The organism is Phyllobacterium sp. 1468 (assembly GCF_031455525.1).
GTDB lineage: Bacteria > Pseudomonadota > Alphaproteobacteria > Rhizobiales > Rhizobiaceae > Phyllobacterium.
In genome coordinates, this window is the sequence record NZ_JAVDSX010000008.1 from 1 (window position 1) to 12,175 (window position 12,175).

The following is a 12,175-nucleotide window of genomic DNA, read 5'->3' on the forward strand; positions in this document are numbered from 1 at the left end:
ACCAACCGAAGTGTTCAGAGACCAGCTTGTTGAAATCATATCGCCACCACTATAGCCTACCCTCGCCCGCCGTTGCATTTGAAGTAGAACCCACACGGGTGGGTTCAAGTTTGATTGCGGCCCTGCCGCAACAGTGTCTCAAGCCGTAGTAAACGACACAGGGGGAAATCCGAGAATGAAAATCTTACACACGATGGCAGTTGCGGTTCTGGTTTCTGGATGTGCAGGTACGACACAGCCCATCGCAATGGCGGGCGATTTTGGCCCCCAGACGCTAACGCTTATCAATTCCTACAGGACGAGCCATGGCCTATCGCCGCTGGCCGCCAATGGCACGCTGAAAGCCCTGGCACGGCAACACAGCCGGGAGCAAGCGGCCCGGGGAACTATCGGCCATGATGGCTTCCGCCAGAGATCAGCCCAAGCAAAAGCAGCCGGACTGAGTGGAGTGTGTACGGAAAACGTCGGTGTTAGATATAGAAGTGCACAGGCTCTTTTTTCTGGATGGAGGAATTCCGCAGGTCACAACACGAACATGCTTCGGCCCAACATGCGATACGCCGGAGTTTCTGTGTACGGAGCTTATTCGACTTTCTTTGCTTGCGGATAACGGCAGAGTGTTGCCGCGAACAGCCAGGACACCCGTTGGCAGACGTCATTCCGCCGCAACGATTTTGCATGCGTCGATAACTCCGCGGATTTCGGCGCGGCAGGAGCCGCAATTGGTTCCGGCCTTCAGGCGTTCGCCGATTGCTTCCACAGTCGTGCAACCCTCATGGGCGGCAGAGGCAATCTCGTTACAGCCGACCGAGAAACAGGCGCAGACAATTGCACCCTTGTCCGGCACATCCTTGCCCGGTCGCCCCGCCAGAAGCTGGAAGCGTTGTCGCGCATCTGTGAATTGCCGTGTCAGTTGTTCGCTGGCCCAGCTGCGCGAAACAGTCACCGGTTCGCGCGCCACGTAAAGTGCGCCGAGCAGCCTCTCATCATCGAATGCCGCGATACGATGCTGATCCTGGTGTGCATCGTGATAGGCAAGCAATTCGATATCCCTCTCTGCCTGAAATAGGTTCCGCGCGAAGGCGCTCCAGTCCCCAGGCACGCTATGACCGGCAAGTTCGAGCCGGTAGCCTCCGTCCGTCCTGGCCAAGGCCCAATATTCCGCATCGGGCAGAGGCTTATGATGCAATACGGCAAAGCCATACCAGCGGGCAGCGAACGGTTTGACCGCGACGCGTGCCATCTTCAAAGCGGGTTGCCCGGAAACCGGATCGACATTGGCGGTAACCAGCCTGTCCACCCGCGCATTGCCGGCAAATTGCCCGTTCCAGTGCATGGGCACGAAGATATTGCCCCTCTCCTGCCGGTCCGTCAGCAATGCCCGGACGAGGATCTTACCATGATCGTTACCGAGTTTGACCAGACTGGCGTCGGCAATGCCCTGCTCTGCGGCATCGAGCGGATTGATCTCGGCAAAGGGTTCGGCAAAGTGGGCGGAAAGACGCGCGCTTTTTCCTGTGCGGGTCATGGTATGCCAATGATCGCGGACACGGCCGGTATTCAGCGTGAAGGCGAAGCGCGGATCGATTGCTTCCTCATTCGCCGGTCGCACCGCCACGAAGCGGGCGCGGCGGTCGTCGGTATAGAACTCGCCTTGCCCGAAGAAGCGCTTTTCGGTCGCGGGCTCATCCCTGCCCTGGGGCCATTGAAATGGCGAAAGTGCATCGTAGTCCGCGTCTACTATGGCGGAGTGCGCGCTGATGTCGAAGTCGCGTGTGCCGTGATTTCCGTGGCCCGAAAGCGCCGCATGTTCGGCAAAAATCTGCGCTGCGCTTTCATATGGAAAACCAGGGGCAAATCCCATGCGCCGGGCCACCTGTGTAACAATCCACCAGTCCGGCTTCGCCTCGCCCGGCAGCGGCAGGAACGCACGCTGCCGGCTAATGCACCGCTCGGAGTTTGTGACGGTGCCATCTTTCTCGCCCCAACCGGCCGCCGGCAAAAGCACATCGGCATAGCATGTCGTATCTGTCATCGCATTGATGTCGGAAACGACGACGAAAGGACAAGTCTTCATGGCTTCGATGACAAGATCCGCCTCCGGCATGGAATCCACCGGATTGGTGGCCATGATCCACAGTGCCTTTATCTTCCCTGCCCGCGCGGCATCAAAAAGATCGACAGCTTTCAATCCCGGCTTCGACGCAATGGTCGGAGCGTCCCAGAACGCCTGCACGAGCTGGCGATGCCCGGCATTTTCCAGATGCATATGGCCCGCCAGCATGTTCGCCAATCCGCCAACCTCGCGGCCGCCCATGGCATTGGGCTGACCGGTAATCGAAAACGGCCCCATACCCGGACGACCGATGCGACCCGTTGCCAGATGGCAGTTGATAATGGCATTGACCTTGTCGGTGCCGCTGGCGGATTGGTTCACACCCTGGCTGTAAACCGTCACGCTTCGCTCGGTTCGCGTAAACAGTTCAAAAAACGCACGAAGTTCTTCGGGAGAGATCCCGGTCCGTGCGGCAATGCTGCGCAGATCGTGACAGTTGGCGATAGCCAATGCCGCCTCGAACCCCGACGTGTATCGCTCGACATAATGCCGCTCGACCGCGCCCTGCGCTGCGAGAAACCCGAGCAGACCGACGAACAATGCCGTATCGCCATCCGGTTTTATTTTGAGATGCATGTCGGCAATATCGGCGGTCACGGTGCGGCGCGGATCGATAAGCACGACGCGCATCTCCGGACGCCTGACCTTTGCAGCGGCGATGCGCTGATAGAGCACAGGATGGCACCAGGCAAGATTGGAGCCCGTCAGGACGATGAGATCGGCGAGATCCAGATCCTCATAGGTTCCGGGAACCGTATCCGACCCGAAAGCGCGCCTGTGTCCCGCCACCGAAGACGACATGCACAGCCGCGAATTGGTGTCGATATTGGCCGAACCGATAAAGCCCTTCATCAGCTTGTTGGCGACATAATAGTCTTCGGTCAGCAATTGGCCGGAGACATAGAAGGCTACGCTGTCAGGGCCATGTTCGCTTATGGTTTCAGTAAAGCGGCTTGCCACGAGATCGAGCGCTGTATCCCAGCTTGCGGGCTTGCCCCCGATCTGCGGTTCGAGCAGCCGCCCCTCCAGATCGAGCGTCTCGCCAAGAGCGGAGCCTTTCGAGCAAAGACGCCCGAAATTGGCAGGGTGCAGGGGATCACCCTTGATGCGAACCGCTCCGCTCTCCTCCCTTGTGGCGAGAACGCCGCAGCCCACTCCGCAATAAGCGCAGGTGGTGCGAACGGTAGTGGGGAATTCAAGCATTCTATTCCGCCGCCACGGCAGTGCGCTCAAGCAGGGCAAATATCCGCTCGCCATCGCGCTTTATCGCAATGGTTTTGACGCTGCCCTCATCGGCTCCAAGCGCCTTGCCGGTTTCGAACGAAATCACCCAATTGTGCAGCGGGCAAGTCACCGAAGCACCATGGACAATCCCTTGGCTCAACGGCCCGCCTTTGTGCGGACAATGATCGTCAATGGCGAAGACCTGATCCTCCATCGTGCGGAATACGGCGATCTTGCCTTGCGGTGTCATCACACAGCGCGCGCCACGCCGAGGAATATCGTTGAGCGCACCGATTTCAATCCAGTCGTTCATGCCCTCACTCCGCTGCTTGCTGGTAAGCTATGGTCGCCATGGGCTGGAACTCGTGCTTGTCCACGCCGGACACTCGCTCGGACCAGGGATCGACCTGCGCAAATTTCTGGCTGAAGACGAAGCGGTCGAAATACCTCTTGCGCTTATCCGCATCGCCCATGATCTGCCGGCGGATTTCATCGAGGCCGACACGCTTGGCCCATTTATAGATGCGCTCCAGATAACGGCCCTGCTCGCGGTACATCTGAGCCAGTGCCACCACGTGCTCCAGCGCCTCATCCTCAGTATGGACCAGGCCAAGGACTTCCGTTCCTTTGATATCGAGCCCGGCTGCACCGGCAAAATGAATCTCGAAGCCTGAATCGACGCAGATAATTCCGATGTCCTTGCAGGTCGCCTCGGCGCAATTGCGTGGGCAGCCGGATACCGCCATTTTCAGTTTGGCTGGCGTCCACGATCCCCACATGAACTTCTCGATGCGGATGCCCAGTCCAGTGGAATCCTGCGTACCGAACCGGCACCAGTCCGTCCCGACGCAGGTCTTCACGGTGCGCAGACCCTTGGCATAGGCCTGGCCTGAGACGAAGCCAGCCTTGCCAAGATCGGCCCAGACAGCGGGCAAATCTTCTTTCTTGATGCCGAGCATGTCGATGCGCTGACCACCGGTGACCTTCACCGCCGGTATCTCGAACTTATCGACGACATCGGCGATGGCACGCAGTTCCTTCGAGCTGGTCATCCCGCCCCACATGCGCGGAACGACCGAATAGGTCCCGTCTTTCTGGATATTGGCGTGGACGCGCTCATTGATGAAACGTGACTGGTAATCGTCGGCATATTCATCCGGCCAATCCGAGACGAGATAATAGTTCAACGCCGGGCGGCATTTGGCGCAGCCGCAGGAGGTCTTCCACTCAAGCTCCTGCATCACAGCAGGAATGGATTTCAGACTCTTTGCCTTGATCAGGCGGCGCACATCGTCATGGCCGAGATCGGTACAGCTGCACATGGGCGTGACTGCGGAAGGGTTATAGCTATCTCCCAATGTCAGCGACAAAAGCTGCTCGACAAGTCCGGTGCAGCTTCCGCAGGAGGCGGAAGCCTTGGTATGTGCACGCACATCGTCAAGCGATGTCAGTCCTTTGCCCGTAATGGCGCCGGTGATCTTTCCCTTACAAATGCCGTTGCAACCGCAGATTTCCGCATCATCTGGCAAGGCTGCAACGGCCGCCATAGGGTCCAGCGGGGACCCTCCCTGATAGGACTGGCCGAAAATCAGGGTATCGCGCATCTCTGAAATGTCGGTGCACTTTTTGGTGAGATCGTGGAACCAGGCACCGTCGGACGTTTCGCCATAGAGAACGGTCCCGATGATGCGGTCATCCTTGAGAACGAGGCGCTTGTAAACGCCCGCAGAGGCATCGCGCAACACGATTTCCTGCCGGTCGTCCCCCTCCCCGAGATCGCCGACCGAAAACAAGTTAATGCCGGTGACCTTCAGCTTGGTCGGCGTTTCGCTATGGACAAAGGCTGCTTCGCTATTGCCTGCAAGCTGGGCCGCCACCACCCGCGCCATCTCGTAGAGCGGTGCGACAAGCCCATAGCATTGACCGCCGACTTCCGCGCATTCGCCAATGGCAAAAATGTCCGGATCGGAGGTGCGCATACCGGCATCCGTGACAATGCCGCGATTGCATTCAAGCCCCGCCTCCTTGGCGAGCGAACCACTTGGCCGGATCCCGACGGCCATCACCACAAGATCGGCGGGGAGCACCGTCCCGTCGGCAAGCAGGACACCCTCGACTTTCTTTTCCCCGATAATCTCCTTGGTGCTGGCTTTGGTGAGGACCTTGATGCCGCGTGCTTCAACCGCCTTTTCGAGGAGATAGCCCGCGGCAGGATCGAGCTGCCGCTCCATCAATGTCGGCATGACATGCAGGACGGTCACGTCCATGTCGCGGGATTTGAGTCCAGCCGCCGCTTCGAGACCCAGCAATCCGCCGCCGATGACAATGGCTTTTGCCCGCGATTGCGCCGCCAGCAGCATGGCCCTGACGTCATCGAGGTCGCGATAGGTCAAAACACCGGGAAGGTTATTGCCTGGCACCGGCAGGATAAAAGGTAAAGACCCGGTGGCGATCAGAAGCTTGTCGTAGGGTTCGGTCGTTCCCGCATCGGATGTAACCGTTTTGGCAACGCGGTCGATACTGACCACCTTGTGGCCCTTATAAAGCATGATTCCGTGCTTGATGTACCAGCCGTCGCCATGGATGATGATTTCCTCGAATTCCTTTTCGCCGGAAAGCACCGGCGACAACATGATCCGATCATAATTGACGCGCGGTTCGGCATTGAAAATCGTCACGTCATAATCGTCTGGCGCCAGTTCAAACAAATGTTCCAGCGCGCGGCCCGGTGCCATGCCGTTGCCAATGATAACCAGCTTCTGCTTTTTCTCAGGTGCTTCCATCTCACGCAGCCTCCACAAGCCGATGACGTTCGTAGAGGAACTTCAGCACTGCCGAGCGGCAGCGAATATAGGTAGCATCCGACGCGAGTTCGATGCGGCGGCGCGGACGAACAAGCGGTACGTCCAGGACCTCTCCGATCTTGGCCGATGGTCCGTTTGTCATCATGACAATGCGATCAGAGAGAAGCACCGCTTCATCCACGTCGTGAGTGATCATCAGTACTGTATTGGCAAGTTCGGCATGAATCTGCATGACCTGATCCTGAAGGTGTGCACGCGTCAGTGCGTCGAGAGCCCCAAACGGTTCGTCGAGAAGCAGGACTTTTGGCTCCATGGCCAATGCCCGAGCAATGCCGACACGCTGCTTCATGCCGCCCGATACCTCCGACGGGCGCTTGTCCTTGGCATGAACCATCTGAACCAGTTCGAGGTTGCGCATGGTCCACTCATGCCGCTCGGCCCGGCTTTTCGTGCCTGAGAAAACCTTGTCCACGGCCAGTTTGACGTTCTCATAAACTGTCAGCCACGGAAGGAGAGAATGGTTCTGAAACACCACCGCCCGGTCTGGTCCCGGTGCATCGACGACAGCGCCCTCAAGAAGCACCACGCCGCGCGTTGCCTCTGTCAAGCCGGCGACAATGTTGAGCAGCGTCGATTTCCCGCAGCCGGAATGGCCGATAATCGATATGAACTCACCTTTGTCGACGTCGAGGGAGACCTGGTTCAGAACTTGTGTGCTCGCACCACCGCGACTGAACACCATGTCGATCTGTTCGAGCGAGAGATAGGGTTTTGACATGATTATTTCCTTCAGGCGCTGAGCGTGTTGCGGGTGACGACTTTGGCAATGGACGCAATGGCACGATCGAGGAGATAGCCAACCATGCCGACATAAATGAGCGCGAGAATGATGTCGCTCATGCGCGAGGAGTTCCATGCGTCCCAGATGAAAAAGCCTATGCCGACACCACCAATGAGCATTTCAGCAGCAACGATGGCGAGCCAGGACAGACCGATGCCGATGCGCAAACCCGTGAAGATGTACGGTGCGGCGGCCGGGATCATGATCTTGGTGAAATACTCGAACTGATTGAGACGCAGCACCCTTGCAACGTTCCGGTAATCCTGCGGAATATTGCGGATACCAACCGCCGTATTGATGATGACCGGCCAAATGGCCGTAATGAAGATCACGAAGATCGCTGAGGGGTTGCCGTCCTTGAAAGCTGCCAATGACAGCGGCAGCCAGGCCAGCGGCGGAACGGTGCGCAAGACCTGGAAGATCGGATCAAGACCCCGCATCGCCCAGTCGCTCTGACCTACCAGCGCACCGAGAGCGATCCCAGCGATCGCCGCAAGGCAATAGCCGAGGGCCACACGCTTGAGACTGGCGAGGATGTGCCAGAACAGACCTTGGTCGACGCCTTGTCCGACATAGAATGGATGGACAATCAATTCCCAGGTTTCGGATACAACGCGCGACGGCGGGGGAACACTCGCCGTTGGCGAGGAGCAAATGACTTCCCAAAGAACCAGCAGAAACGCCAGCGTTACCAGCGGCGGCAATATATGTCCTGCTAGGGCGGAGAGCCACTGTGGGAAGGGCCGCCGAGCAACAGATGATCTCGGAGTGCTCAAAGTCACGACCTTTGCTTGGGTGTGTGGCTGTTTTTGTGGATTCATCCGTACGGGGCTGGCAGTCATACCGGTTCCTTCACGCAAAACGTTTGATGTCGAGGCTGGCGAGATAGGTCTGCGGGTTGTCCGGGTCGAAGACTTTGCCATCGAAAAAGGTCTCGGCACCTCGCGATGTCGAAGCGGGGATATCCGTTGCGGCAACGCCAAGGGCCGATGCCGCCTCGCGCCAGAGATCCTCCCGATTGACCTTGCCAACCAATGCGTTGATGTCCGTGTCCGGTGCAAATTTGCCCCATCGGATATTCTCGGTCAGGAACCATTTTTCATGGCTCTGAAACGGATAAGATGCGTGATCGCGCCAGAATTTCATCAAATGCGGACTGGCCGGCTCGATACGCCCGGAGCCATAGTCATAATCGCCCTTCAATCGTCCAGCGATATCGGTGGCGGGAACATTGAACCAGGCGCGCTTGCCGACGATTGCTGCCAGTTCGTCCTTGTTCGCCATGTCGTCAGCCCATTGCTGGGCTTCCAGGACGGCCATCAGCAGGGCCTTGGTCGCAATGGGATTCTTCTCGACCCAATCGGCGCGCATGGCGAAAGATTTTTCCGGATGCTTGGCCCAGATTTCCGCCGTATTGATTGCTGTGTAACCGATGCCTTGGTTGACAAGCTGCGCATTCCACGGCTCACCCACACAGAAACAGTCCATCGTGCCGACTTTCATGTTGGCAACCATCTGCGGCGGCGGAACCACGATGGTTTCGACATCCTTGTCGGGGTCGATTCCACCGGCTGCGAGCCAGTAACGAATCCAGAGGTCATGTGTACCGCCCGGGAATGTCATTGCGGCCTTGGCTGGGCTGCCCTCTGCCTTCTTCTTGGCAAAAGCCTCTTTCAGCAAACCAGAATCTGCGCCGACTTTGATATCCGCATAGGCGGCACCAACGGAGATCCCCTGCGCGTCGAGATTGAGCCGTGCGAGAATGACCATCGGTAAAGGCTGGTTGTTCTGGGTCACCTTGCCGGTACTGATAAGGTACGGCATCGGAGTGAGAATATGTGCGCCGTCGATACCGTTACCGGCCGAACCCAATACGAGATTGTCGCGTGTTGTGCCCCAGGAGGCTTGCTTGACTACCTCGACATCTGGCATGCCATATTTTGCGAACAGACCTTTTTCCTTGGCGACGATCAATGGTGCGGAGTCGGTGAGCGCAATGAAGCCAAGCGTTGCCTTTGTGGTCTCGGGACCGGCAGCTGCCGCAAAAGCGCCACCAGGAAAAGCAGATTTGGCGGCAGCAAACAGTGCCAGCGTTCCGCCCGCTTTCAGAAGTTTTCGTCTGTGCATGCCAGTCGAGAGAATGTCTTTCATAGTATTTCCCCTGAAACGCGTCGGCCTTTGCAGCCGGTTGAGCCATAAAAAAACGCCGCTGGATGGAGTGCATTCCAGGCATACCTACGGAATGAACTCGCCCGAGCGACGTCTGTGTCTTTGAAAGCACCCGATGCCGGTGCCTGCGGTTCCTGTCGTCATTGACGGAACAAGATTATCAATGCAAGCAGCGTGCCAACTCTTAATAAAAACGGCAACTATATGAAAAAGTTACACATTTTTTGTTTGGCCTTGCACGAAGCGAGGGCCTATTAATAATCAAAGCAACAGATTTGTGCAGATAACGTCAGTCGAGTGCGAATTTATTGTGCACGGCACAAAACATGTGCGGCCCTAAACGTCACTCTGGTCCGTGGTTCCGGAGCCGGTATTTCGAATTGGGAAACTTGCAACATAGCCACGAACATCTTCTGGATCGAACGTGGCGCCATCGATAAACACGTCATCCTCAGCGTTTCCCTCGATGCGCACATTCTCCATAGGGATATCAGAGCGGCTTCCAAGCGCGTTTCGATATAGATCCGGCCGGAAGGCTGAAGCGACCTGCCGATGGGCTTCCGGCGAATAGGTGACCTGCCCCCAACGCACCATCTGGCTGAATATCCATTGAGCCTGACTGATCCAAGGGAAATTTGCCCCCTGGCGATGGAAGGTAAAATATTCTGGAACAGTCCGCTCGGTCCCGTTCGGATCAGTAGTGAATTGTCCCACGAGCACCCGGTGGAGAATGTCGAATGGCACGTCGAGATAACGGGGTTCCGCCAAGATCTGCGCCAGGTCACGCCGGTTGTCCGAAACATCGCACCATGCTGCCGCGCGATCGAGCGCCACAATCAACCGTGAGAGTGTTTCGGGATTCTGCTCTGCCCATTCCGGTCTGGCGCCGATGACCTTTTCCGGACTGGAAGGCCAGATATCTTCCTTGACGGCAACGATGCGCCCAACTTCGCGCGACACTGCTACCATATTCCACGGTGCCCCTACGCAGAACCCGTCGATCGCTCCCGCGGACAAGGCGTCGGATGTCATCGGTGGTGGCACCACGACCAGTTTTACATCCTCTTCCGGATGAAGACCGCCAGCTGACAGCCAATAGCGCAATTCATAATTATGTGAGGAGAAGGGATAGGTCATCCCCAAGACCGGCAAAGCCTCGCCCTTTGCCCGCATTTCCTCGATTACCAGTTTCAGCGCTTTGGCATTGGTCAGGGCATCTTCATGTCCAGCAAGACCTGCCTTTTCCTGCATACGACGATAGAGCTCTACGGAAAGCGTGATGGCGTTACCGCCACGCCCGAGCATGAAAGGAGCAATTGCCGGAGAAGGATTGGACCCGAGGCCTAGCGCCGCGGCGACCGGCATCGGAGCAAGCATATGCGCGATGTCGAACTGGCGGAACGCCAGCCGGTCGCGGATATTGGCCCATGAAACGTCCTTGACCAGATCTATCTGGATACCTTCGCGAGCGGCAAATCCGAATTCCGAAGCGGCAATGAGAACAGCGGCATCGACGAGCGGGATGAACCCGGCGCGAACCAGCTTGGCACTTTCCGTGCGGATCGTGGCAGGAGCTGTTAGCCCGCTCTTGTGCTGATCAATTCCGGTCGGGATGAAACTCATTCGGCTCTTCCTAACTTCCCAGAATTGCCGCCGCCATGACGACGCTTTGGGCAATATCGGCAAGTTTCTTCTTTTCGTTCATGGCTGTCTGACGCAAAAGCGCATAGGCCTCATCTTCGGATAATTTGCGCGATTTCATCAGGATTCCTTTGGCCCGGTCGATGATCTTGCGCTCCTCAAGGGCACTCTTGGCGTCGGCCAGTTCCTGCTGCAACCGGCTGAACGCCTTGAAACGGCTGACGGCCATATCAAGGATGGGCTTCACACGTTCTTTCCTCAAACCATCGACCACATAGGCCGAAACACCAGCTTCAACAGCCGCTTCAATAGATAAAGTATCCGAGCGATCCACAAACATCGCAATAGGTTTGCGTACAGAGCGCGTTAGCTGAAACAAATGCTCAAGCATATCGCGGTTGGGCGTTTCGATATCGATAACAATGACATCCGGACCGATAACCTCTATCTGCCGCGCCAGTCCGACAATATCGTGCAGCACCACCACGTGCGTATGCCCCGCCTCCCGCAAGCCCTCTTCGATAATAGCGGCGCGGATACGGTTCTCGTCGAAAATCATGATCGACAGGGCTGCATTCATGCCTCATTTTTGCGCATGCATGAATATTGTGCAATGCTACATTAGGCCACACTGGTGGAAAAGAACATCAACTTTGCGCAACTAAATTTCCCTCTGGGGGTTGAAATTCTTGCCCCGGATTCGAGGATTCGTGTGCAAGAATGCGCAATGTTTGTGTGAGATTCATGTGTTTTCAAAGCATTCCTATGCCGAAAATCCAGCAGGCATACAACTCTACCAAGACGGATAGTATCGGCTGTTCGACGCTGTCATACTCAAGTTTGCCTCCGTCAATACCTATGGCTAGTTTTCTCCGGCCCCTGCAAGATCTACCCTTAACCAGCTACCCGGGAACCGCCGGCGATGATCACATCGCGACCCGACGGATCGAGACGGGCGGCTGACGACGGAGCGACCTGTCGCTCCATGAGAACCGGAGACGCAAAATGCGCTCAACTATTCTGAAAGCGGCTCTTGCCGCACTTCTCACCTCCGCTCCCCTTACAATGGCCTTCGCGGCGCCCGGCCCTACCCGGTATGTACCAAGTGGCCAGCTCAATTCCATTCTTACCGACGTTAACAATGCGGACACGCGGATTTCTCAAGAACGCAGCCAAAGGTTGATGACACCCGCCGAGGCCCATGGTCTCAAGGCCGAACTGTCTTCGATCCGTAAAGACGCAATCGCCGTCAACAGGGATGGTGTGATCCCGATGGGAGAGTATCGGCCATTGATGGGGAAAATCGAGAAGGTGAATGGTCAGTTATTCGGCGAACCGTATTATCGGTGGGACCATCTAAACTAGATACACCGGCTTCCT

Annotated in this window: 10 protein-coding genes; 2 read left to right on the forward strand and 8 right to left on the reverse strand. The window is 57.0% G+C overall.

Features of this window, described 5'->3' with window-relative positions; all coding sequences use genetic code 11:
- The first annotated feature begins 247 nt into the window (after window positions 1–247).
- Window positions 248–610, forward strand: coding sequence for a CAP domain-containing protein (locus J2X72_RS19450; RefSeq protein ID WP_224506651.1), 363 nt, complete (start codon window positions 248–250; stop codon window positions 608–610).
- A gap of 45 nt (window positions 611–655) precedes the next feature.
- Here J2X72_RS19450 and J2X72_RS19455 read toward each other — a convergent pair whose 3' ends face one another.
- The 8 genes from J2X72_RS19455 to J2X72_RS19490 form a co-directional block, all read right to left on the reverse strand.
- On the reverse strand, window positions 656–3,319 hold the full coding sequence (locus J2X72_RS19455) for a molybdopterin-dependent oxidoreductase (RefSeq protein ID WP_310074664.1): 2,664 nt from the start codon (window positions 3,317–3,319) through the stop codon (window positions 656–658).
- 1 nt (window position 3,320) lies between these two features.
- Window positions 3,321–3,653 (reverse strand): nitrite reductase small subunit NirD, encoded by a 333-nt coding sequence (gene nirD / locus J2X72_RS19460; protein ID WP_183662987.1) that lies wholly within the window; start codon window positions 3,651–3,653, stop codon window positions 3,321–3,323.
- A gap of 4 nt (window positions 3,654–3,657) precedes the next feature.
- On the reverse strand, window positions 3,658–6,123 hold the full coding sequence (gene nirB / locus J2X72_RS19465; RefSeq protein WP_310074665.1) for a nitrite reductase large subunit NirB: 2,466 nt from the start codon (window positions 6,121–6,123) through the stop codon (window positions 3,658–3,660).
- A gap of 1 nt (window position 6,124) precedes the next feature.
- Window positions 6,125–6,922, reverse strand: coding sequence for an ABC transporter ATP-binding protein (locus J2X72_RS19470; RefSeq protein ID WP_310074667.1), 798 nt, complete (start codon window positions 6,920–6,922; stop codon window positions 6,125–6,127).
- An 11-nt stretch (window positions 6,923–6,933) separates the two neighbouring features.
- Entirely contained in the window at window positions 6,934–7,827 is an 894-nt protein-coding gene (gene ntrB / locus J2X72_RS19475; RefSeq protein ID WP_310074669.1) for a nitrate ABC transporter permease, read from the reverse strand.
- A gap of 10 nt (window positions 7,828–7,837) precedes the next feature.
- Window positions 7,838–9,136 (reverse strand): CmpA/NrtA family ABC transporter substrate-binding protein, encoded by a 1,299-nt coding sequence (locus J2X72_RS19480; RefSeq protein ID WP_310074672.1) that lies wholly within the window; start codon window positions 9,134–9,136, stop codon window positions 7,838–7,840.
- Window positions 9,137–9,490: 354 nt separating this feature from the next.
- Window positions 9,491–10,777: a CmpA/NrtA family ABC transporter substrate-binding protein gene (locus tag J2X72_RS19485; protein WP_310074675.1), complete on the reverse strand. Its 1,287-nt coding sequence runs from the start codon at window positions 10,775–10,777 to the stop codon at window positions 9,491–9,493.
- A 10-nt stretch (window positions 10,778–10,787) separates the two neighbouring features.
- On the reverse strand, window positions 10,788–11,375 hold the full coding sequence (locus J2X72_RS19490) for an ANTAR domain-containing protein (RefSeq protein ID WP_310074678.1): 588 nt from the start codon (window positions 11,373–11,375) through the stop codon (window positions 10,788–10,790).
- 425 nt (window positions 11,376–11,800) lie between these two features.
- On the opposite strand from J2X72_RS19490, the gene J2X72_RS19495 reads away from it, so the two are divergent.
- Window positions 11,801–12,160, forward strand: coding sequence for a hypothetical protein (locus J2X72_RS19495; protein WP_310074679.1), 360 nt, complete (start codon window positions 11,801–11,803; stop codon window positions 12,158–12,160).
- Window positions 12,161–12,175 lie beyond the last annotated feature (15 nt).